A 24,128-nucleotide genomic window follows, 5' to 3' on the forward strand; every position below is an offset into this window, starting at 1 on the left:
TGAACCACCTGAATCCATGCCGAACTCAGCAGTGAAACCGCGTCGCGCCGATGATAGTGTGGGGTCTCCCCATGTGAAAGTAGGTTATCGTCAAGTACCTAACAGAAAAACCCTCAAGCATCTGCTTGGGGGTTTTTTGCGTTTGCATGCTAATTAAAAAACCAAGTTGCAAGGACAATCCAACCAGATACTTTTACAAGACTTGATTAATCTTTTCACGGAAGCTAATAACACGACGTTGACGTTCTTGTGCGTGTTCAAGCAAGGCTTTATTCATCTGGCACCAAGCAGTCATGTAAGATTCACCCATTTGGGGTAAATCTTGTACATCTTGCGGGCTCACACAAGTTTTGCATAAGGCTAACCAAGCTGTGGTATAAGTATGCATTGCATTAATCTCAAACTCTATCATCTCTTCTAAATTACGTAGCCACAAAGCCTGTAGCTCATTAAAAGGTTGATAACTTGTCTGAAACTGCTTGTGCCAAACGTCAATCAGAGTTTCTTTATCTTGTGCCATACAAGTATTTACTCCCTAATAAATATATGTTGTTACAACTTAGCTATGGAGACGAGAGGTGCCTTTTTCCAGTGAAAACGCCACAATTCAGGTAAATAAGCCAGTAAACTTACAAGGATAAACTCAATTGCAATCACCATGACAGTCACAGACCAAGTGTAGTCAAAAAATAGAATCTGCACACCCGCCATACTAACGAGACAAATGGCAAGGAAAATATAATACAGAGCAAGGCCCACATTTTTAGTTTTCATTTTTCGTCTCCTTAACCCCCTGTTAACTCTTGTGTCACCTAGTTTGAGTATATGTAGTAACTTTTTTGTTTGCTAGAAAAAACTTGATTTAGATCAGGTATCAACAAAATTTAGTCTGTAAAGCCAGTTGCTAACTCTTTGATCTAGAAAAAATTAATATTGCAGCTTGTGGTAACTGTTAAATATTTTCAAATAAAGTTATTTTTGTGATTTATGTGACAAAATTTAAAAATTTCCGCCACAAAATAGGCCTACAAGTAGAGACAAGACTGGAAGTTATAGAGCGCCTAAGGTAGGGTATCTCTCTTTTGTAGTGCGCGGCTAATCGCTTAGTCATTCAGGTCTTAAACTGCATCAACAAGGGAACCTAGGGGATGCTGCTCTAATCCTAAAGCTCAGTGAATGCGCAGCCGTATTTTCTCTCAGGTATTTTTTAGCACGAATTGGGGTTTTGAAGGGGTATGGGAAAATCACTAGTTATTGTTGAGTCACCCGCGAAGGCGAAAACGATTAACAAATATTTGGGCAGTGAATATATCGTCAAGTCGAGCGTTGGCCATATCCGTGACTTACCCACCAGTGGCAGCGCCAAGGCAAAAAGCGATCCCAGTGAAAGAGCACGTGCGGCGGCAGCAACGCGTAAAATGACGCCTGAACAAAAGGCAGAATATAAGCGCCAAAAGGCACATGAACACTTGATTGGACGTATGGGGATAGATCCAGAGCAAGGCTGGCAAGCACATTATGAGATTTTGCCGGGTAAGGAAAAAGTGGTTGCCGAATTAAGCAAGCTGGCACAAGAGGCGGATTATATTTATCTGGCGACCGACTTAGACCGTGAGGGAGAAGCGATTGCTTGGCACTTGCGGGAAACGATAGGTGGGGATCCACAGCGCTATCGACGTGTAGTCTTTAATGAGATTACCAAAAAAGCAATCCAATCGGCTTTTAGTCATTTTGGCAGCTTAGATATGCATAGGGTGCAGGCACAACAAGCACGCAGGTTTCTTGATCGTGTCGTTGGCTATATGGTGTCACCTTTGTTGTGGAGCAAGGTGGCGCGTGGTTTATCGGCAGGCCGAGTGCAATCTGTGGCAGTGCGTTTGATCGTAGAACGTGAGCGAGAAATTCGTGCTTTTATTCCTGAAGAGTACTGGGATTTAAAGGCCCGCTTACAAACACATGCAGATGTAGAACCCATCTTAAGTCAGGTGGTTAAGTATCAAGGAAAAGCGTTCAAGCCTAAAACACAGCAAGAAACCCAAGTGGCTGTGGATGCTTTACAAAGTGCGCATTTTGTCGTTGCTAAGCGAGAAGATAAGCCAACCCAAACACGTCCAAGTGCCCCCTTTATTACTTCGACTTTGCAGCAAGCGGCGAGTACTCGTTTAGGTTTTTCTGTGAAAAAAACCATGACGTTAGCCCAGCGTTTGTATGAAGCAGGCTATATTACGTATATGCGTACAGATTCAACAAATCTGTCGCAAGAAGCATTACAAATGTGTCGTGACTTTATTGAGCAAACTTGGGGGCAAACTTACCTGCCGCAACAAGCGCAAGTCTATACGAGTAAAACAGGGGCACAAGAAGCACACGAGGCAATTCGTCCTTCAGATGTCCATTGGCAAGCAGCCGATTTACAAGGGATGGAAGCGGATGCTTTGCGTTTGTATGAGCTTATCTGGCGTCAATTTGTCGCCTGTCAAATGCCGGCAGCTGATTTTATCAGCACTAGCATCCAAATTGATGCGGGCGATTATGAGTTAAAAGTGCGTGGTCGTGTTTTAGTATTTGACGGTTTTATGCGTGTTTTACCGAGTTCACAGCGCAAGGAAGAAGACCAAAGCTTGCCAGATTTACAAGTAGGGGATGCGTTAGCATTAAAAGACTTATTACCTCAGCAGCACTTTACCAAGCCACCTGCACGTTATAACGAGGCCAGTTTGGTAAAAGAGTTGGAAAAACGTGGGATTGGTCGCCCTTCAACCTATGCGGCAATTATTTCCACCATCCAAGAACGCGGCTATGTGCGTTTAGAAAGCAAGCGTTTCTATGCGGAAAAAATGGGCGATATTGTGACTGATCGCTTGCATGAATCCTTTACGGATTTGATGGATTATGGTTTTACTGCACGTATGGAAGATGCACTGGATGAGGTGGCAGTCGGTCAGCAGGTTTGGAAAGATTTGTTAGATAGATTCTATGCAGATTTTCGCCAACAGTTACAGCAGGCGGAACAAGGCATGCGCCCTAATATGCCTGTAGATACCCAGATCCAGTGTCCAACATGTGGCCGTCATATGCAAATTAGAACAGCCTCGACGGGTGTGTTCCTTGGTTGTTCTGGCTATGCATTACCACCGAAAGAAAGATGTAAAACCACAATTAATTTACTTCCTGGTGAGGAAGCCATTGCTGCAGATGCAGATGAAAACGCAGAGGTGAATGCATTACGCGCCAAACGTCGTTGCGATGTGTGTGGCACGGCAATGGATACCTACCTCATTGATGAAACACGCAAGCTACATGTTTGCGGTAATAATCCGGATTGTCATGGCCATACTGTAGAAAAAGGGCGTTTTCGTATTAAAGGATATGACGGCCCTGTGATCGAATGTGATAAATGTGGCCAAGATATGCAATTAAAGAGCGGGCGTTTTGGCAAATACTTTGCCTGTACTAACTCAGCCTGTACAAACACACGTAAATTACTTAAAAATGGTGAAGCGGCACCACCTAAAATGGATCCAATTCCCATGCCTGAGTTGGCGTGTGAAAAGGTGAAAGATCATTATGTATTGCGTGATGGAGCCAGTGGCCTCTTTTTAGCAGCTAGTCAGTTTCCGCGTAATCGCGAAACACGTCCACCTAAGGTATTGGAAATCCTTGCACATGAACGGGCATTAGATAGCAAATATCAATATTTACTCTCTGCACCAACGCAGGATCCAGACGGGAATCCCGCAGTGATCCGCTTTAGCCGTAAAACAAAAACTCAGTATGTGATGAGTGAAGTGGAAGGTAAAGCCACTGGATGGCGGGCGTTATGGAATGGTGAAGCTTGGTTAGTTGAGGATAAACGTAAGAAATAACGTTTGTTAAGGCCCCCTCTAAAGAAGAGGGGGCTTGTACCTGCTTTTTGATTTATTGGCGTGTGCTCAATAAAATCATATCGACGAGGATTTCTGCGCTTTCCTGCTGTGCATCTTCTGCTAATAGTGCATCTTCTTCCTCCTGATGCTCAAGTTGTGTCAAAGCATCTAAACCCAAGCTGACACGTCTTTGGTTTTCAATATCGAGTAAATGTTGCTGACGTTCTTCTCTTTGCAGGCGTCGAACGGTTTCATTTAAAGAAACCTGAGTTTGTTGGCGCTGTGCTTGCATGAAAGCAACTTGTTGTACTAAATAGCGGAAGTTGGCATCTTCTTGACTGCGTTTCTGGTGTCGTTGGCGTAATTCAGTTAATAAGGGGCGGTAATCTTGATAAAAAGCATGTCTTACTTTAGGAATTTGATCCCATTCTAAAGCTTGTTTTAGTGCGCTTTCGCCAATTTCATTTTCATCAAAAAGATTCGGGAAGCTTAAGTCGGGTTCAACACCATGCTTTTGTGTACTATCACCAGAAATGCGATAAAACTTAGCGCGCGTGAGTTTCAGTTGACCATGCTGCAAATCATTCAGAACCTGTACCGTGCCTTTACCATAGGTGCGATTGCCTAAGACAAGACCACGGCCATAATCTTGAATGGCACCGGCAAAAATTTCTGAGGCGGAAGCTGCTAAACGGTTGACAAGTACAGCCAAGGGGCCTTCATAAGCCACTTGTGGATCTGGATCGCCCATGACAGAAACACGTCCTTGTGCATCTCTGACTTGCACTGTTGGTCCGCGATTAATAAATAGGCCAATCAAGGAGTTAGCTTCTTGCAATGCACCGCCACCATTATTACGCAAATCAATAACTAAAGCGTCCATTCCCTCTTGTTGTAATTCACGAATCAGATTTAATACATCGCGTGTGGTACTGCGGTAATCACTTTTTCCTTGACGCCAAGCTTCAAAATCTACATAAAACGCAGGAATTTCAATAATGCCAACGTGATAAGTTTGACCATCACGCATAATTTCTAGCATACTTTTTTGTGCCGCTTGATCTTCGAGTTTCACCGTATTGCGACGAATATTAATGATCTTGGAAACACTCGTATCTAAGCTTTTGGCGGGTAAAATTTCTAAACGCACTAGGGTATCTCTTGGCCCGCGAATCAGCTCAACGACTTCATCTAAGCGCCAACCAATCACATTGACAATTTCACCATCTACCCCTTGGCCTACACCGATAATTTTATCTGTCGGTTTGAGTAAACCAGATTTTTCCGCAGGGCCACCTGGAACTAAACTAACAATCTTGGTGTATTCATCCTCAGACTTTAAAATCGCACCGATGCCGTCTAAAGAGAGCTTCATTTGAATATTAAAGGATTCACTCCGTTGTGGAGAGAGATACTGGGTATGTGGGTCCAACACCCCAGTGTAGGCATTGATGAAGCTTTGGAAGACATCCTCACTATTGGTTTGATGAATGCGATTGAGTTGGTTGCGGAAGCGTTTACTTAAAAGCTCGGCCGCTTCTTCCAAGGATTTGCCCGCAAGTTTAAGTCCAATCAAAGAATGGGTCACGCGTTGACGCCAATAGGTATCTAAGGCTTTCGAGGAGGTTGCCCAAGGGGCTTGTTCACGATCAAGCTGTAAAAACTCATCTTGATCGAAACGATAGTATTTATGCGGTTGAGCAAGATGCTTGAGCACTTGTTCTAGTCTTTGTGTCATCCGTGTTTGCAAGCGCTGATACATCTTAAAAGGCAGCTCAAGCTCACCACCACGAATAGCGGCGCTGATTTGTGGTAGTTGGCTTGAAAACTCATCAACGTCTTTTGCTAAGAAAAAAGCTTTATTATTATCTAGCGCACTTAGATAACGTTCAAAAACTTGCTGTTGTAAGGATGAAGTTAACGTTAAGCGCTCGTAATGCTCGTCCATTAATTGACGAGTAATTTCTCGTGCTGTTTGTGCGTGTTCTTCCGTTGGCTGCAAGGGTGTGGTAGCCGCTTGGTTTGCGGTGGATGACAATGCAAAAAGAAGTAGTAAACAAGCACGGGTCCAAAAATTAGACTGAGTGCGTGAGATAAAGGACGAACGAAGCATATAAGGATTCCTTATCAATCTGCGACAAGCGATAGCTTCAGGGAGTATACTCGCCTTGACTGAGGTTGCCTGCCTATATGGATGAATTTTTAATATTCTAGGCGGCGTTAGGTACGATTTGTATGTTATGCGACACAAAATGTCGCAATACCTCAAGTATCAGATGTAGCTACTAATTTGCTAGGAGAAGGTTTCAGTGTCTGCCAATATGCATATCGATAAACAAGTATTTAATGCAAATTTGCTGGAATTTTTAGATCAAGCGCCAACGCCTTTTCATGCCGTTGCCCAATTAAAATTGGCATTGAAAACAAAAGGTTTTCAAGAGCTTAAACTAGAGGACCCTTGGTCTTTGGTCTCAGGTCAAGGCTATTATATTACGCGTAATGATTCAGCACTTATCGCCTTTGTGTATCAAGGTGATACATTGCATCAAGCAGGTATAAGTTTTGTGGGGGCGCATACAGATAGTCCTTGTCTCAAATTAAAACCTAATCCGCTGATTTATAGCCAAGGTTGTGTACAACTTGGGGTTGAGGTTTATGGGGGAGCTTTACTGAATCCTTGGTTTGATCGCGAACTTTCGCTTGCTGGACGTATTACTTATCTAAATTCTGCAGGTCAAATCACTTCGTGCCTGTGGGATGCACAAGCACCTATCGCTTGTATTCCAAGTTTGGCAATCCATTTAGACCGAGAAGCCAATAAAGGGCGTGAAGTGAATGCACAATTACATCTGCCAGCGGTTTGTATGCAAGCTGAGGATGAGAGCTTAGATTTTAAAGACTTTTTACAACACGCCCTTGCACGAGAAGATATTCAACAAATTCTAGATTATGAGCTGTCTTTATATGATACGCAAAAAGCGAGTTATTGGGGATGGAATCAAGAGTTTATTGCCAGCGCGCGTTTGGATAACCTTGTCTCCTGTTATGTTGGCTTACAAACCTTGCTCACAGCAGCACCTGAAAGCCATAAGACATTAATGCTGGTATGTATGGATCATGAAGAAGTGGGCAGCGCCTCTTGTGCTGGTGCTCACGGGCCGTTTTTGGCACATGTATTGCGCAAGCTTGCACCAGAAGAAAGGGATTATCAGCAAATGCTAGCCGCATCCTTATTTATTTCCTGTGATAATGCGCATGCACAGCACCCAAATTTTGCTGATCGCCATGATCTTTTGCATGCACCACAGCTCAATCAAGGGCCAGTGATTAAGTTTAATGCGAATCAAAGGTATGCTACCAATAGCGAAACCAGTGCTGTATTTCGTTGGGCTTGTCAGCAAGCGCAAGTTCCAGTGCAAGTTTTTAGTATGCGTAGTGATTTGGCTTGTGGTAGCACTTTAGGCCCGATTAGTGCAAGTGAGATTGGTGTGAACACCTTAGATGTCGGGGTGCCTCAATGGGGGATGCACTCAATTCGTGAAACTATGGGAGCAGATGATGCTTATTATTTGTATCAGGCTTTAGTGTCTTTGCATCAGCAAAAGGTAGAAAGTTAATCACGGTGAGCTCCTAGTTATCGATCTACTAGGGGCTTAGGCAGATCAGTACCCTAAAAACAAAAAAACCACCTTGAAGGTGGTATTTGTTTAAGCTGGCTCCTCGAGCAGGACTCGAACCTGCGACCAATTGATTAACAGTCAACTGCTCTACCGACTGAGCTATCGAGGAACTTTATATGCTTAAATCTCTTGTAGGCTTATTGGCTCCTCGAGCAGGACTCGAACCTGCGACCAATTGATTAACAGTCAACTGCTCTACCGACTGAGCTATCGAGGAACATCTTAGCTTTCAAGATGGCGCGTATTATAGCGCTTTTTTTTTGCTTGTCAAGTTTAATTCAACTTGATTTGCAATGGTGGCTATGGCGGGATTCGAACCTGCGACCCCATCATTATGAGTGATGTGCTCTAACCAACTGAGCTACATAGCCAACAACGGCGACAAATTATAATGAAATTTGTGCCGCTGTCAAGTAGAAAACTAAAAATTATTCGTTATATTCTAAAAACGAACGCAAAGGCTCAGAGCGTGATGGATGACGCAATTTACGCAAAGCTTTGGCCTCGATTTGACGGATACGCTCACGGGTGACATCAAACTGTTTACCTACCTCTTCTAAGGTATGGTCTGTGTTCATATCAATCCCAAAGCGCATGCGTAAGACTTTGGCTTCACGTGGGGTCAGGCTGCCTAAAACATCGCGTGTGGCTTGGGTTAGACCTTCGACCGTCGCCGCATCAACGGGGGATTCCATCGTAGAATCTTCGATAAAATCGCCAAGATGAGTATCATCATCATCACCCACAGGCGTTTCCATGGAAATAGGCTCTTTGGAAATTTTCAGCACCTTACGTACTTTATCTTCCGGCATATCCAGGCGTAGGCCTAGTTCTTCTGGTGTCGGTTCACGCCCCATTTCTTGGAGCATTTGCCGCTGTACACGATTGATTTTATTGATCGTTTCTATCATGTGCACTGGGATACGTATGGTACGTGCTTGGTCGGCAATCGAGCGAGTAATCGCTTGCCGTATCCACCAAGTGGCATAAGTTGAGAACTTGTAACCACGGCGGAACTCGAACTTATCTACCGCTTTCATCAAGCCGATATTGCCTTCTTGAATTAAATCTAGAAATTGCAAACCACGGTTGGTATATTTTTTCGCAATCGAAATCACCAAACGTAAATTGGCTTCAACCATCTCTTTTTTGGCTCGGCGACTTTTGGCCTCACCAATCGACATACGTCGGTTGATTTCTTTGATTTGGTCAACGTTAAGCTGTAGACCTTCTTCTTGCTCACGAATCCGCTTTTGTGCACGTAAAATGTCAGGTTTGAATACAGCAAGCTTGGCAGCAACGGCATCCCCTTTATTAATAAACTGATCGACCCAGTGCGCATCAGTCTCGTGACCTGGGAAGCTTTGAATAAAGAGTTTGCGTTGCATACGTGCTTTGCGTACGCAAAGTTGCATAATCAGCTTTTCTTGGCTACGAATCAATTCCACACTATCACGTACTGTGTCGACCAGACGTTCATAATAGCGGGGCGTTAATTTGATAGGTGCAAATAGTTCGGCAAGGCGCTGCATCGCTTGTTCTGCTTGTGAACTTGCATAGCCATGTTGCGCAATCGCTGTTTCCACTAAAGCTAACTGATGGGCTAATTCGCCAAAGCGTAGGCGAGCTTCTTCAGGGTCTGGGCCACTTTCTTGTGTGCCTTCATCTTCATCATCACTGCTTGCTTCCGCATCTTTACTACTGAGTTCGTCTTCTTCGTCCTCGTCTTCTTTTTCTTCCTCGACTTCATCATCGCGTAAGTCTGCAGGATTAATTTCCACCTCAGCGGCGGCATTTAAATCGACTTCAATTGGATCGATAAAGCCAGTGAATACATCGCTTAAGCGGCCATTTTCGCCTTGGGCATCCTCGTAAGCATCAACAATCGTGCGTACTGTGCCTGGAAGATAGGCCAAAGAAGCCATCACTTCACGAATCCCTTCTTCGATGCGTTTGGCGATGGAGATTTCGCCCTCACGGGTGAGAAGCTCAACCGTACCCATTTCACGCATATACATACGTACAGGGTCTGTGGTGCGTCCTGCATCCGATTCCACCGCAGCAAGTGCGGCCACAGCTTCCTCAGCTGCAGAATCATCCGTAGAATCACCGTCTGTCATCAATAAATCTTCGACATCAGGGGCTTCTTCAGACACATTGATCCCCATGTCTTTAATCATACGTATGATGTCTTCGACTTGGTCGGGATCGGAAATGTCCTCGGGTAGGTGATCATTGACTTCCGCGTAGGTCAGGTACCCCTGTTCTTTTCCGCGGGCGATCAACTCCTTTAAGCGGGACTGCTGCTCATTTCCGGCCATAGAAACCCTATCTCAAATTGTTGCAGAATGTGGATGTGATATCGGGGAGAGAAAAAAGTGACAAGCTCAAAATCCTATCAGCTTTGTTTAACAAAAGTCAAATAATACACCTTGGAGGTGTATGACAAAGCGAGAAAATACATGAGCCAATTTTCACTCCACGAAGCTTGCTTAGTCTTGGTTTAGTGTAAGGCATGATTATCCTAGGCCTTAGTTCTAGGAACTACCGAAGTGAGGTAGTGGATAACACCCAAGAAGGTGTTGATGTTAGGGATTAAACCCAGAGGTTGAGTTAAAGCGCCCTATATAAATAGTCGTAAATTTTATAAAATCAACATTTTGTTGCTTTTTTTGTATTTTTTTGTCTGAGCAACTGATACATCTCTTGTTTTTCGTCTGCCGCTAGGTGGCCACTTTGGGCTTGCGTGAGCAAAAATTGTAAGCGTTGTGCACGTTGTGGGGCATGCAGTTTTTGTTCCAATTGATGTAAGAGATCTTGATATTCTAACTGTGCTTGCTCCAAAGAGAGTTTACGCAAAGCTTGTGCCAAATACGTTAAAATTTGGCCTTCGGTGGTACCTTGCCAATGGGCTAATAAAGTCACATAACTGGCCTGTGGGAAACTACGAATAAACGCTAACATATCAAAGGCAAGTTGTTGTTCTTCAAAAGTAAATTCATGAGAGGCACGGAAGATTTTTTCTTGTTTTTCAGCTTGCTGTAAAGCAAGTTGTGGACATTCTAATAAACTTTTTAAAACACGTTGTCCTAAGGTGAGTAAGGGTAAAGGTGTTTTGCGAAATGCTTGGGGAACAGGTGCTTGAGTGCCCAAGGACTTGCTTGAAGATTGTGTGGGTGTTGCAGGCACTGGATTAGCTTTATTGGCATGTGCCACCAGCCATTGTTGAATCACCTGTTGGTCGAGTTGGCTTAGTTGGGATAGGCGGCTGATAATGACATGGCGCAAAATACCTTCTGGTAACTTGTTGACAAAAGGTAGAGCGTTATGGACGAGCTGAGCGCCGCCATCCAGGGTGTGTAAATTAAGGTTTTGGCTCAGGTGACGAATTAAAAACTCCGCTAGAGGCATCGCATGGACTAGGCGTTGTTCGAAGCCTTGTGCACCTTCTTTATGCACTAGCGAATCTGGATCTTCCCCTTGAGGCAAAAATAAAAAGCGTGCTTGGCGTCCGTCGTACAATAAAGGTAGCACTTGTGCCAAAGTACGTTCAGCGGCTTGTAATCCTGCAGCATCGCCATCAAAGCAAAAGACAACCTCTGTCACAAGACGAAATACTTGTTGCAAATGCTCTGCTGTTACTGCGGTGCCTAAAGTGGCCAGCGCATAGGGAATGCCTGCATCTGCAAGGGCAAGCACATCCATATAACCTTCAACCAAGACTAAACGTTTCAGTTGGGTTGCGGATTGGCGCACCTCATATAGGCCATACAAGGCTTGGCTTTTGTGGAAAAAATCAGTTTCTGGAGAGTTAAGATATTTAGGTTTACTTTCATCTAAGACTCGGCCACCAAAACCTATCACTTGGCCTTTACGGTCGCGAATAGGAAAAATTAACCGATGGCGCATACGGTCATAGGTGCGCCCTTGCTCATGCTGTACAAGCGTCCCTGCATGAATTTGTTCTTGTTCACTAAAGCCGGCTTGTAATAAGTGCGTTTTGAGGGCATCCCAAGCTGGCGGCGCATAGCCCAGTGCAAAGCGTGCTTGTATCTCTGCAGAAAGCGCACGTGTCCCTAAATAAGCTTGCGCTTGTGTTGCGTGCGTGAGTTGTTGGCGATAAAAATCTGTTGCCCGAGTTAAAAGCTGGTGTCCACGTTGGCGTTGGGTCAGCTGGGCAGTCGATATTTGAGGAGCTTGCGTTTGCGGTAAGGATAATCCTAAATCATGGGCGAGGCTTTCAACCGCTTCGGGAAAATCCAGTTTGTCATAGTCCATGACAAAATTAATCGCATCACCGGAAGCACCACAGCCAAAACAGTGATACAGGTGTTTATCTGGACTCACGCTAAAAGACGGTGTTTTCTCTTGATGAAAAGGACATAAAGCACTGTAATTACGCCCTGTTTTTTTAAGGCGAATACGTTTGCCGATAACCTCTAGGATGTCCGTGCGTTCAAGTAGGTCTTCGATAAAGGACTGAGGAATGCGGCCTGCCATAGTGCCTACTCACACCAAGAGTGCTTAATTAACGACACCGAAGTGCTTACCAGCGCGGGATGCCTACCAAGATAGGAAAGGAAAATACATCTGTTGTATGTTATTGGAAGATTGATAGTAAGCGAGTTAAAAATAACTCGCTTACTTCAGGCACTAAATTTCGAACAAAAACCTAGGCCCATACCCGAAGTGACTCGAGTTGATTGGTTGAGCTTAGTAAAGACGCTCGAAGCGACGCTGCTCACGTTGTAGCTTTTTCAAGTGGCGTTTAACCGCAGCTGCAGCTTTGCGCTTACGTACAGAAGTCGGCTTTTCGTAGAACTCACGACGACGCACTTCAGCAAGAATGCCTGCTTTTTCACATGAACGCTTGAAACGACGTAATGCAACGTCAAATGGCTCGTTGTCTTTTACTTTGACGGAGGGCATTAAGAAATCACCTGCCTTATAAAGTTAATTGAAAATCGAATACCCAGCACGCCCGTCACTAGCATGAATCGAGGTTGCGGGAGTGCTACCTCATAATGGAAACACTTGCGTCCTATGTCTCAACAAAATGCTCAAATACAGGAGCAAGTTACTTTCTGCGACCTCAAATAAGCACCAAGCTTACCTTGGAAGATAACACTTGCGCTGACAAGTAAAGTTACCGAGGAACTCTTTATACAGGCGTGGTTTCCCGACGCATCAGCTTGATTTTAAATCTTTTTTTCTCAGATACGCTTTTGTGGTTGAGGGTCTTGCTACCAAAGCCCAAATCTCGCAAAAGGTTAAGAGTCGAGCATTCTACCCTTAGGCCCTAGAAGTTGCAAATACTCTTAACATTCTGTGGGCTTTGTTAAAGTTTGCTCTCAAGACGGCTGATCTAGCCATCTAACTTAGGAGAATATGTTATCTTTGCTGTTTAATATTTGATGTTGGGCACTGCAATAAAGGCATAAGCTATGCGCGTACTTGGTATTGAAACCTCATGTGATGAAACCGGCATTGCGTTATATGATACAAAGCAAGGTTTATTAGCACATGCGTTATATTCACAAATTAAGCTCCATGCAACTTATGGTGGTGTCGTGCCTGAGTTAGCTTCACGCGATCATATTCAGCGCATCTTGCCCTTGATCGATCAGGTATTAGCACAAGCTAAGCTAAAACCGCAAGCCATCGATGGCATAGCTTATACCGCAGGACCTGGATTGATTGGAGCGTTAATGGTAGGCGCTATGTGCGCACGAACGTTAGCTTTTGCGCTACAAGTGCCTGTGTTAGGCGTGCATCATATGGAAGGACATTTGCTGGCTCCCCAATTAGAAGTTAATCCCCCAGCTTTTCCTTTTGTTGCCTTATTGGTTTCCGGCGGCCACACCCAATTAATTGAAGTGCGAGGGATTGGCAAATATCAGCTTTTGGGTGAGTCTTTGGATGACGCAGCTGGCGAAGCTTTTGATAAAACGGCCAAGATGCTGGGTCTAGGCTATCCTGGTGGACCTAAAATTGCTGCATGCGCTGCAGAAGGCAATGCAGATCGCTTTCGTTTCCCGCGTCCTATGTTAGATCGTCCAGGGCTAGATTTTAGCTTTAGTGGTTTAAAAACGCACACCTTGACGCTCACGCGCCAACTGGCCGCCGAGCGTGCCTTGCAACCACAAGACATTGCCGATATTGCGGCAGGCTTTCAACAAGCGGTTGTTGATACCTTGGTTGCTAAGTGCAAACGTGCTTTAAAAGCTACAGGATTGAAATCTTTGGTCATTGCAGGCGGGGTTTCAGCCAATCAAAGCTTACGCACTCGGTTGCAAGCCAGTCTTGCAGGCATGGGTGCCCAAGTGAAATATGCACGTCCTGAATTTTGTACAGATAATGGCGCCATGATAGCTTATGCGGGCGCATGTCGTTTGCAAGCGGGTCAAAGTGATGATCTAGAAACACCTTTGCGTCCACGCTGGCCATTAACAGAATTACCACCTTTGTAGCTATCTTCTGATTTGTTTTTAATATTAAAAATCGATAGGCTGATATAGGTTATAAATCAATAGGAGAAAAAATATGCATTATCAGCCTAGAATATTTGTTTTGGCTAGCTGTTTTGCTTTGATGCTTGGTTGTGATAGCCAAACTTCCTCTTCTGCACCACAAAATATCCAAACATTGACTGTGACCGCTTCCGCTTACAATTCCATTGGTGAACAAACAGATGAGCATCCGGCCCTAGCGGCTTGGGGAGATGAGTTACGCCCTGGTATGAAAGCGATAGCTGTTTCGCGAGATTTACTCGCACAAGGTTTAACTTATCAAACACCAGTAACGATTGAAGGTTTGGATGGCGAATATTTAGTGCTAGATAAAATGAATAAACGCTGGAAAAACAAAATTGATATTTACATGGGAGAAAATACCCAAGCAGCTAAGACTTGGGGAGTACGTCAAGTGACAATTCGCTGGGTTGAAAATCAGGATGAATCGGCAAACTAAAATGAATATTAATTTGTTGGCCTTGTGGGCAAGGTAGGGTCGTTTTTTGCAAACGCCCTTGGTGTGCTTGCACAATTAATAAAACTTTGTCTAGGCATGTGGATAAAGAAAACGGAGGGTTTTTCTTAGAGCTCACGCTGGTAATACCAAGCTGATGATTCTGATCTGTGATATGTTGGTAAAGATAAAAGCTTTGGCAAGCATAAGCTTCATGCAAATATTGTAAGCTGATTGCCAAAGCTTCTACCAGTAAACCCATATCTCCATAAATAGGTTGGGTTTGGCTGTCAAGTTGGTAAGCAATTTGCGTTTGAGGATATACACTCTTTAAAGTGTATAGGCGTGTATGAAACTCCTTTTCATCAATCGGAAACTGTATATGTTCTTTTAGATTCTGTAGGCGGTCATTAAAAGTGAAAGTGTCCACGGCTTTTTCAATACTATCAATATAGCTGACTAAGTTCTGGATGTTGGCCTGATGTTGTGGTGTTTTTCGTTGTAAACCCTGTAAGCCAAACTGCAAGCTAGCAAGAGGCGAGCGTATTTCATGTGATAACATAGCAATAAAGTTTCTTTGCTGTTGGCGTGTTTCTTTTTCATTCTGAAGTGCTTCTTGTAGCTGTTGGCGTATGCGGATGGATTGTTGAATTTCTTGATTTAAACTAGCTTGGCGCTGGTGAATAATTTTGTGTGCTTCCTGTTTAGCATAAATTTCATTATTAAGATATTGTTTACTTTGTTCGATGCGACTACTTTGGATTTTTCTTAAATAAATATAGATAGCAAGCGCGCTAAAAATAATATGTAAAAATAAACTGGGTAAATGTAATGATTGATAAAAATATCCCAGTAATATTTCTGGAACTTGGATGATATTCATTATGGATAGAACTTGCAGATAACCATAAGCATTAATCGAAGTGAATGAGGCAAGCAAAAAGAAGCTACGGATTTCTTTTTGTTTGAAAATAAAAAAGAGTATAATGGCTAAGTCAATTAAAGTGGATGTTAAAACAAAGGTGTTTGATAAATTACCAGCTAGAAAAAAATCAGAGATAATTAATGGAGTTAGTGAAAAGGAAATTATGAGTAAGCTTTTTATATAAAGCTTGTAGAATGTCGGATACTTTTCAGGTAAATGATAGAAATGAGCAATAGTCTGTGAGCTTGCAATGACGGCAACGAGGATGCTTAGGCGTCCTAAGTGTAAACTAAGATTTGGGTTATCTAAAAAATAAGGTAACCACCCCTTTAAAAATAAAGTGACTAATAAGCTGGAAATTAAATAGATGGAATAGTAAATAAAAAGATGCTGCCTAGGATAAAGTACTAGCCAAAAAATCAAGCTGATAATACTGGCGATAAAAATTATACCTGCATAAATCCCTAGGCTAAAATTTTCAATAATGGATATTTTTTTTAAAGTGTTTTCTGTGTACAAGCGTGCGAGAAACAAAAAAGCACTTTCTGTGTGCACACGAATTAAAAATAAACTCTGGTACTTAGGATTGAAGCGCACTTTAATTAAAGGGTTAGGGTGCTTATAATTTTGTTGGTAAGCAATAAATTCACCTTGCTTTAGCTTTTCTAAGGAGTTGGGTGAAGTGAGCTGGTAAATAGTAAGATGACGTAAAAAAGGTTCACCTATTTCTAAGTAATAGGTTTCCCAAGGTTGTTGTAAATCCTGTTTAGGATTTAGGGGTAAAGCGATCCAAATAGGAGGACGATGAAAGCCAAGACTAATTTTAGGTTTAACCTCACTCTGCTTAAATGAACCTTGTTGCCATAGTTGATAAGCATCTGCCGCACTCAGCGGTTCTTTCGCATCTTCTTTATAATAAAAGATAGTATCAAGATTAGTGACTTTAGATGTGATATCGTTAAAATCTGCGCTGGCTTGTATACTGCTAGAATACAAAAAAAATAGGATGAAAATTATAAAACGGTCACTGGACTTATGCATAATAAGCTTTTTATTTGGTTGGAAAAGATAAACGAAAACAGGTGCCTTTTTTAACTACAGATGTTACTTGAATATCAATATGATAAGCGTCCGTAATACGTTTTACAATAGCAAGGCCTAAACCAGTGCCTTTTTGTTGGTTGCTACCTAAAGCACGGTAATAAGGCTCAAATAAAAAAGCAAGTGATTCTTTTGGGATACCTATGCCTTGATCTTGAATTTTTAAGTCGTAATGATGGTTTTTGCAGCTTCCTAAAATATGGACTCTTGTATTTTTCTGTGAATATTTGACCGCATTTTCTACAAGATTGCGAATCACTGTACCGATTAGAAATGGATTACCTTGTATTGGAGCGCAAGGCGGTAAATGAATATCAAGGCGGGCAATGACTGAGGGCTCAAAATCTGCAATTTCTTGTTGAATAAGTTCAGGCAGTAAAATTTCTTGAGTGTCTTGAAAAAGGTATGAAATTTTGTCGCCAAAAGAGAATTGGTTAATTGACTCTTTAATGCGTGCAACGTTGGATTGTAATCGTTGTAAACGCTGGTCCTCTTTATGAGCCAATTGGGTATCACATTTTAATTGGTTAATACCTAAATCAAGATGAGTTAAAGGGGAACGCATTTGTGCAGCAATGGCCAAAATTAACTGGCTTTGCTGGTGATAGGCTAGACGTTCAGCAGTTAAAGCCTTTTGCAAAGAAGTATGTAAATTTTTTCTTTCTTGTACTTCTAAGGTAAGATGATAAGTCCGTCTAGCAGCCTCTTGCTCTAACTTGATTCTAAGCTCTTGAGTCTCTGTAATTAAACATTCCTTTTCTTGTTCATGGGCTCTGATTAAAGAATGTGCATGATAAATAATAGCTAAGGTAGATAGTATGATATGGACACTTGCAGCAGAAAAGTAGAGAGTCTCATCAAATAAAAATTCTAGCTGTATCCAGTTAAGTAGGCTAAAAGCATGAAGTATATAAATGCTATGAATCATTGCAAAGGAGCAAAGCACAAGTAAGTTCGTTCTTGATCCAGTTTGCATGTATTGGTAAAGATTGATAAAGCTTCCAAGCAAGGTGTTCCATAAAATAAAGTATTGTATTAGGTGGGCAATTTCTAAATAATTTACATAAATTAAAGAAAAGTAAAAATAAGCGGCAAAACTTAAGTTGCTAATTAAGTTTATAAAATACAGTTTAGGCCAACGTTTCTCCAGTTGATGAAACCAAATCAGTGCCTCCAGCATAAGGATTAAACTAATATGGGTTAGGATGTGCCCTAAAGTAAATCCAAAAGATTTTTCGGAAAATAAATAGCTGATCCAGCCAGCTAAAGACAAATTGGCCAAGGTGAATGTCAATAGGTATAAAGAATAAAAAATCAAATAAATGGATTGGCGCTGAATAGCCCAGTAAGCAAAAGTATATGCAATAGCCAGTACGAGTAAGCCAATAAAAAATCCTAGATATTTGGTTGTGGTATTGATTCCACTGAGTAAGTAGGGTTCTGTATCAAGGTATGCATCTAGAACTAAACCATAGTTTGATTCTGCATAGATAAAAATAAAGACTTTCTGATATTGCGGAAGCTTGATTTTAAAAATAGGCAATTTATAGTTTCTATCTTGCTGGTAAGCAAGAAAGTTGCCTTGTTCAATAAGGTGTATTTTTTCAACATCTGGATAGTAAAGAAATACTTTGATATGCTCTAAATAAGCTTCTTTTAAGGTTAAGTAGAAGATACTCTGTTGATGATTTAAGTTAATCAAGGGAATGCTTACCCAGGTGCTTGGTATATTTAAGCCTAGGTTAAGATAGGACGCTTGCTTATGGTGGAATCCTTGAGTTTGCCAAGTGGTCAAAGCTTGTTGAATGTTCGCGTTGCTTGGCGAGGGCGTCCAAAAATACCAACTTTGAATATTTAAGGTGCTAGCGTCAGGCTGAATGACTTGGTATTCCAAAGCAAAGCAAGCACGAGGTACACAGGTTACCAGCATCAAGCCTAAGCAAATGAGCAGGCGCATTTTCATATCAGGCTATCCTAGTACCAGCGATTCAGAAGGAATGAAATGCACCTGAGTGTAATGGATTATGCTAAAGTCAACAAGAAATCTAGTGAGTTGATCCTTGGATTTTGTCTGTTAATAGATAATGTGCAAAGGCAGGTAATAACCAAAGTGCGCCTAACATATTCCATAAAAACATAAAGGTTAACAAAATACCCATATCTGCTTGGAATTTAATAGGTGAGAAGATCCAAGTAAAAACACCCAAAGCGAGTGTAAAACCAGTAAAACTGACGGCTTTTCCCGTCGATCTTAATGTGTGATAGTAGGCTTGTGTAAGAGACTCGCCTTCTTTTTGATATTGTATTAAGCGAGCATAAATATAAATTCCGTAATCTACACCGATACCAACACCTAAAGCAATGACAGGTAAGGTAGCTACTTTTACACCGATACCTAAAGCTGCCATTAAAGCTTGGCAAAGAACTGAGGTTAAGCCTAAAGGTAAAATAATACAAATAACAGCGCGCCAATCGCGAAAGCTAAACCAGACTAATAAAGAGACTACAATATAAACAAAAATAAGCATAAAAGACTGTGCATGTTCTATTTCGGCATTGGTAGCGGCCTCAATACCTGCACTACCAGCAGCTAATAAAAACTCGACTTCATCACTTGGATATTGGTTAGCAAAAGCTTCTACCGCTTGCGTGACTTGGGTGAGGGTTTGTGCTTTGTGATCCTGTAAATATAAGATAACAGGTAGTAAATCACATTGGTTATTCATCATACCTGTAGGTAGCTGGCTCATAGCATTATTTAAGATAAATTGATTGCTCGATAAAGCTTGCCATTTTAAGTTGCCCTCGTTAAATCCAGAAATGACACGCTTGGCAATATTAACAGGTGAGACACTACTTTGGACACTAGGGACATTTTGCATGGCTGCTTGCAGTGCTTCTATTCCTGCTAATACCGGATAAGTAACACAAGCTTGGGGAGCACTTTTTACCATAACGACCATAATATCTGCAGAAGTTGCATACTTGTCTGTAATATAAGCATTATCTAGATTATAAACAGAGTGAGGTCTAAGTTCTGGAGCACCCTTGTCTAAATCACCAATTTTCAAGAAGCTACTACCATATAAACCCATTATCCCTATAAGTAGCGCTAATGCTAAAGAAATAGGTGCAATTTTTGCATGGCTGGCTTGTGCAAGGAGTTGCCACGTTGGGGAATGTATTTGTCGTTGACGTTGCGCATGTAGGCAACTTTTTTTACCAATACCTGCATAAGACATAATCAGAGGCAGCATAATTAAATTACTAATGATAATAATAGCAACCCCCAAACTTGCTGCAAGAGCCAGTTCTTTAATGACTTGAATTTCAATAAAGAATAAAGTCATAAAACCTATGGCGTCTGAAATGAGTGCTAACATGCCAGCAAGATAAAGGCTTCTGAAAGCTTGGCGTGCAGCTTGTAATGTGCTTGCACCATGTGAAGCCTCAATGACCATCGCATTGACCATTTGCACGCCGTGACTAACTCCAATGGCAAAAACTAAAAAAGGCACTAGCATAGAATAAGGATCTAAACCAAAGCCTAATAAATGTAATAAACCAAGTTGCCAAATAACAGCAACAAAAGAACAAAATAGTGGAATTAAAGCACTACGAATACAACGAGAGTAGGCGTAAAGTAATAACCCTGTGATGATAAAAGCGACAATAAAAAAGGTTCCAACTTGGGTTGCGCCTTCAATCAAATCACCAACTAATTTGGCAAAACCAATAATATGAACTTGATAGGTTTGGTTAGAGTACTTATCACGTAAAAGTTCTAGTTGCTCGCCCAGCGCTTGATAATCTAGTTCTACTGGTAGTAAGGGAGCTTGGATTAACGCAGAGCGAAAATCATTAGCGACTAAAATACCGACTTGGCCAGATTTTAAAATATTTTCGCGCACTTGTTGTAAGCTAGCGAGAGAAGCATCATAAGTATTTGGAATAAGACTACCACCAGCAAAGCCTTCTTCTGTTACTTCAGTCCAGCGCACGCTAGGTGACCATAAAGATTTCACCTGTGCGGGATCTGTTGCCGCAAGAAAAATAATTTCGTCTTGCAGCTGGCGCAAGTGTTCTAAATAATCTGCATCGAAAATATCTTTATTCTGATCTTTAATGCTTAAAACAATGCGTAAGCTATTCCCTAAACCTTGTAAATCATCCTTATGTTGCATGAGGTTTTCAATATAAGGATGCTGTAAGGGAATAAGCTTCTCAAAACTCGCTTGTGGGCGAATTTGTATTGCTTGTGCGGCTAACATCAGACTGATAAAGGTTAAAATAAATAACCAAAAGGGGCGGTGTTTAAATAAAATATTCTCAAACCACGACTCGCTAGCAGAAATAGAATCAGAAAGGTGCATGATTTAAGGCTCCTGCGTAGAAGGGGAAGGCGTTGACGGAGTGACCACCTGTGGGTGCTTGATTTTATGTAATCCACCTTGGCCAACAGCAAGCAAAGTGTTGTGATTGAGCGCTAAACCTGTCATCAGACTGGTGCCTTGAGGCGCTTGATAGGCTTGCCAAGGTGCTTGATTGTGGGGTTGATACCAGTATTCCCCAGCCTGTCCCCACAATACCAGTGCCCCATCTGCAAGAATGCGCAAAGCATTAAAACTGACTTTGGGAGTGGTTTGAGTATCGGATGTAAAAAGTGATTGCCAGCTATGACCTTGATCCTGACTCACAAAAGCGTGACCACGCAAGCCAAGTAAATATAAGTGCCCTTGTTGTGGATCAGCTTGAATGTGAAACCAAGAACCTTGATAAGGGCTATCTAGGGTGGACCAATGCTGGCCTTGATCGGTGGAATAAGCCAAAAAACCGCCTTCTCCGGCAATAAAGAGAGCGTCTTTTAGGTGGGTGACAGCATATAAATGCATACCATCTGGGTTGGGAATACGCTGAGAAATAGGTTGCCAAGTTTGGCCGCCGTCTTGGGTGTGAATTAAGGTATTGTAGGCGCCTACAGCCCAGCCTTCTTGTGCCGAGCTAAAATGAATGTCCAATAAAGGAGGTAAAGCTTCTGGTTGATAAAGAAAACGTGCATCTTCTAAATCCCAGCGGGCTTGTTCAAGCTCGGCTTCCATATCGGCGCGCTGATGTGCTGGTGCATTTTGCACAGCTTGGCTGAGTTGATCAACTTGGGTACGTAAAGCAGGAAGATGAATTTGTGCAGCTTGCGCGAGATATTCAGCATGGCGGTAAGCGATTTGCCAAGAGGCCCCAGCATCTTGTGTGGTGAGAATCAGCCCTTGGTGACCAACAGCCCAACCTGTGCGTGCATCGCTAAACGTGATACTGGTGAGTAAGCTTGTCGTTGGGACTTGTGCTTGTTGCCACGACTGACCTTGGTCATCGGAATATAAAATATGCCCTCCTTGACCAAGCGCAAGTAAACGTGAGCCAACGCGAATTAAATCCAATAATAAGGAGGAGGTTGCTTGCCGATTGATAGGCGAAGTCTGTAAAACATAGGTATCTGGGTATTGATACTTAGATGTTGTGCTGGCTTGTAACTGTGGGGTGAGGATGCAAGCCAGTAGCAAGCACGCAAGCCAAATACGCATACGCGCTGATGGCATACTGGGGAATATCGACATGGGGAACTCCATTGTTGTTATTGTGTGGGCATTAAGCCATGTCATTCAATAAGCATTTAACACTAGATCAAGGGTATAGACAAACGTTTGTTTAAAATCAAGCACGAGTCCTATCTTGTGCTGGCAAAAGCAGTCGCTTGGTACACAATAAAAATAACTCGTTTGATGTAAAGGGGATACTTTATGGACGCACTTGCACGTCAACATTGTCAGTTAGAAACCTGTCCAGCGAACTTGCTGAGTGCTCGTGAATTGGGGCATTTGCATACACAGGTTGCCGATTGGACTTTAGAGGAAGCCGAAGGCGTTTTGCAGCTAGAGAAGAGTTTTTTATTTGCCGATTTTGTGAGCGCATTAGCTTTTGCCGATAATTTGGGCGCTTTAGCAGAGCAAGAGCAACATCATCCCAGTTTGCATATTGAATGGGGACGGGTCACTGTCAATTGGTACACGCACAAGGTACGGGGTTTGCATACCAATGATTTTATCATGGCGGCAAAAACCAGTGCCTTGTACGAGCAACTACAACAATCAGCTTCTTGGGGGTTATAGGGTGGATGTATTGAGTGACACTTGCTGGCGGTACGCTCGATGGTACAAAAACCAAGCTTGTGCGCCTGCACCTAGATGGCCGATGAGCGCGCCATAAAATAAACCCTCTAGACCTGCCCAAGCACCGCCTAGGGCAAGGGCAGGTAAGTAACAAGCAAATAAACGTAATCCAGCGATTAATAAAGCGCGTTTGGGCCAGCCCAATGCATTAGCAGCAGAGACTAACAACATACAAATCCCTAAAGCAGGAAAACCCCAAGGCACCCAAATTAACCAGTGAATGAAAGGTTGGGTTAATGCAGGATCTTGGGTTAACCAAGGGGCAATCCAACCAGCGCCTAAGCTTAAAGTGAGTGCCCAAATGCCTTGCCAACCAATAATTAATAGCAAGGCGCTACTGATCCAAGCGGCCACGCTAGACCAGTCTTGTGCGCCATAAGCTCGTCCTAAAATAGGTGGTAGTGACATGGTTAAAGCCAGCACAAGCACTAGGCTGAAAAATTCCACTCGGGTTGCTAATCCCCATAAAGCCACTGCTAATTCACCTTGCTGGGCGACAATCAAGGTCGCAAAAAACGCAGCTAATGGGGGCAGCATTTGCGACAGCATGGCAGGTAGTGCCAGTTGTGCTAAAGCTTGTAAGGAAGTATACGCCTCTACAAAAGCTGAGCTAAGACGGAGGATTTTTCTGCGGTAAAGAAGCCAATAAATCGCCAAGATGCCCACCAGCCAACCGCAGCAAGAAGCCCAAGCGGCACCCACTAAACCCCAGCCAGCAAAATCGCCATAACCAAAAATAAATAAGGGATCTAAAGCGATATTGATTAAAGCCGTCAGTAGCATCCAAGTTCCTGGAGTCCGTGTATCCCCGTGTGCACGTAACAAACTGTATCCAAAATACAAAATCGCCGCAAAAGCACTACTGATTAAAGCCCAAATCCAATAAGATTGAATCCAGGGTAATACAGTATCTGATGCGCCCAATATACGAAATAGAGGAATCTCTAACCCCCAAAGGCATACTACCAGTAGGCTAATGATTACAGTGCCGCTAACTAAGGCGCAGTTCCCTAAACGTTGCGCACGTGCTGGTTCTTGTGCACCCAATGCGCGCGAGACTAAAGCGGTTAATGCAATGCCAATGCCGACTTGTACGCCTATGATTAAAAAGCTTAAAGGGAGCGTAAAACTTAAGGCCGCCAGAGGCTCTACCCCTAAGTAACTCACAAAGATACTATCCGCTAGATGAAAACTGAGCATAGCGGTCACGCCCATCGCCATCGGCCAGGTGGTTTGCCATAAGGCACCTAGGCGTGCCCAAGTGGATAACTCAGTAACTGAAACAGACACTGATAACTCCTTCGCAAAATAAAGACGCTCTAGTCTAGAAGATTAAGCGCTCTGTGCAAGGTGTATACCAAGCCAC

Annotated in this window: 16 protein-coding genes, 3 tRNA genes and 1 rRNA gene; 6 read left to right on the top strand and 14 right to left on the bottom strand. The window is 42.7% G+C overall.

Going from position 1 to position 24,128, the window contains the following annotated elements:
• Positions 1–96: ribosomal RNA gene (gene rrf, locus BMX05_RS06010) — 5S ribosomal RNA — on the top strand; the annotation flags it as partial.
• Between the two features lie 97 nt (positions 97–193).
• On the opposite strand, the gene BMX05_RS06015 is transcribed toward rrf, so the two are convergent.
• The gene (locus BMX05_RS06015; protein ID WP_093309073.1) at positions 194–520 is read right to left on the bottom strand and encodes a hypothetical protein; all 327 of its coding nucleotides are present in this window, start codon (positions 518–520) and stop codon (positions 194–196) included.
• A 32-nt stretch (positions 521–552) separates the two neighbouring features.
• The gene (locus BMX05_RS06020; RefSeq protein WP_093309074.1) at positions 553–774 is read right to left on the bottom strand and encodes a hypothetical protein; all 222 of its coding nucleotides are present in this window, start codon (positions 772–774) and stop codon (positions 553–555) included.
• 461 nt (positions 775–1,235) lie between these two features.
• Here BMX05_RS06020 and topA point away from each other — a divergent pair, with 461 nt between their 5' ends.
• Entirely contained in the window at positions 1,236–3,866 is a 2,631-nt protein-coding gene (topA, locus tag BMX05_RS06025; RefSeq protein ID WP_093309075.1) for a type I DNA topoisomerase, read from the top strand.
• A gap of 52 nt (positions 3,867–3,918) precedes the next feature.
• Here topA and BMX05_RS06030 read toward each other — a convergent pair whose 3' ends face one another.
• Complete coding sequence (locus BMX05_RS06030; protein WP_093309076.1) at positions 3,919–5,979, bottom strand: carboxy terminal-processing peptidase; 2,061 nt, start codon at positions 5,977–5,979, stop codon at positions 3,919–3,921.
• A gap of 196 nt (positions 5,980–6,175) precedes the next feature.
• Between BMX05_RS06030 and BMX05_RS06035 the strand changes: the two genes are divergently transcribed.
• Entirely contained in the window at positions 6,176–7,483 is a 1,308-nt protein-coding gene (locus BMX05_RS06035) for a M18 family aminopeptidase (protein WP_245710493.1), read from the top strand.
• Between the two features lie 96 nt (positions 7,484–7,579).
• Here BMX05_RS06035 and BMX05_RS06040 read toward each other — a convergent pair.
• The 6 genes from BMX05_RS06040 to rpsU form a co-directional block, all read right to left on the bottom strand.
• Positions 7,580–7,655, bottom strand: a tRNA-Asn gene (locus tag BMX05_RS06040).
• A gap of 32 nt (positions 7,656–7,687) precedes the next feature.
• A tRNA-Asn gene (locus tag BMX05_RS06045) sits at positions 7,688–7,763 on the bottom strand.
• 77 nt (positions 7,764–7,840) lie between these two features.
• Positions 7,841–7,917, bottom strand: a tRNA-Met gene (locus BMX05_RS06050).
• A gap of 57 nt (positions 7,918–7,974) precedes the next feature.
• Entirely contained in the window at positions 7,975–9,867 is a 1,893-nt protein-coding gene (gene rpoD / locus BMX05_RS06055; RefSeq protein WP_093309077.1) for an RNA polymerase sigma factor RpoD, read from the bottom strand.
• Between the two features lie 331 nt (positions 9,868–10,198).
• A complete protein-coding gene (gene dnaG, locus BMX05_RS06060; RefSeq protein WP_093309078.1) occupies positions 10,199–12,046 on the bottom strand; it encodes a DNA primase in 1,848 nt (615 codons plus the stop codon).
• A 213-nt stretch (positions 12,047–12,259) separates the two neighbouring features.
• Positions 12,260–12,475: a 30S ribosomal protein S21 gene (gene rpsU / locus BMX05_RS06065; RefSeq protein ID WP_093309079.1), complete on the bottom strand. Its 216-nt coding sequence runs from the start codon at positions 12,473–12,475 to the stop codon at positions 12,260–12,262.
• A 515-nt stretch (positions 12,476–12,990) separates the two neighbouring features.
• On the opposite strand from rpsU, the gene tsaD reads away from it, so the two are divergent.
• Together tsaD and BMX05_RS06075 are read left to right on the top strand one after the other, a co-directional pair.
• A complete protein-coding gene (gene tsaD, locus BMX05_RS06070) occupies positions 12,991–14,016 on the top strand; it encodes a tRNA (adenosine(37)-N6)-threonylcarbamoyltransferase complex transferase subunit TsaD (protein ID WP_093309080.1) in 1,026 nt (341 codons plus the stop codon).
• 73 nt (positions 14,017–14,089) lie between these two features.
• Complete coding sequence (locus tag BMX05_RS06075; protein WP_245710496.1) at positions 14,090–14,515, top strand: 3D domain-containing protein; 426 nt, start codon at positions 14,090–14,092, stop codon at positions 14,513–14,515.
• Here BMX05_RS06075 and BMX05_RS06080 read toward each other — a convergent pair.
• The 4 genes from BMX05_RS06080 to BMX05_RS06095 form a co-directional block, all read right to left on the bottom strand.
• Positions 14,448–16,478 carry a 7TM-DISM domain-containing protein gene (locus BMX05_RS06080; RefSeq protein ID WP_093309081.1) on the bottom strand — a complete coding sequence of 677 codons (2,031 nt, stop codon included), beginning with the start codon at positions 16,476–16,478 and terminating at the stop codon, positions 14,448–14,450. The two genes, BMX05_RS06075 and BMX05_RS06080, sit on opposite strands and share 68 nt — an antisense overlap.
• A 10-nt stretch (positions 16,479–16,488) precedes the next feature.
• On the bottom strand, positions 16,489–18,501 hold the full coding sequence (locus tag BMX05_RS06085) for a sensor histidine kinase (protein WP_093309082.1): 2,013 nt from the start codon (positions 18,499–18,501) through the stop codon (positions 16,489–16,491).
• 82 nt (positions 18,502–18,583) lie between these two features.
• Entirely contained in the window at positions 18,584–20,911 is a 2,328-nt protein-coding gene (locus BMX05_RS06090; protein ID WP_093309083.1) for an efflux RND transporter permease subunit, read from the bottom strand.
• Between the two features lie 3 nt (positions 20,912–20,914).
• Complete coding sequence (locus BMX05_RS06095) at positions 20,915–22,150, bottom strand: WD40/YVTN/BNR-like repeat-containing protein (protein WP_177166810.1); 1,236 nt, start codon at positions 22,148–22,150, stop codon at positions 20,915–20,917.
• Between the two features lie 183 nt (positions 22,151–22,333).
• Between BMX05_RS06095 and BMX05_RS06100 the strand changes: the two genes are divergently transcribed.
• Positions 22,334–22,702: a 4a-hydroxytetrahydrobiopterin dehydratase gene (locus tag BMX05_RS06100; RefSeq protein ID WP_093309085.1), complete on the top strand. Its 369-nt coding sequence runs from the start codon at positions 22,334–22,336 to the stop codon at positions 22,700–22,702.
• Here BMX05_RS06100 and BMX05_RS06105 read toward each other — a convergent pair.
• The gene (locus BMX05_RS06105) at positions 22,697–24,052 is read right to left on the bottom strand and encodes an MATE family efflux transporter (RefSeq protein ID WP_245710498.1); all 1,356 of its coding nucleotides are present in this window, start codon (positions 24,050–24,052) and stop codon (positions 22,697–22,699) included. The two genes, BMX05_RS06100 and BMX05_RS06105, sit on opposite strands and share 6 nt — an antisense overlap.
• Positions 24,053–24,128 lie beyond the last annotated feature (76 nt).

Origin of the sequence: Allopseudospirillum japonicum (assembly GCF_900108915.1) — a bacterium.
Taxonomy (GTDB): Bacteria; Pseudomonadota; Gammaproteobacteria; order Pseudomonadales; family Halomonadaceae; genus Pseudospirillum; species Pseudospirillum japonicum.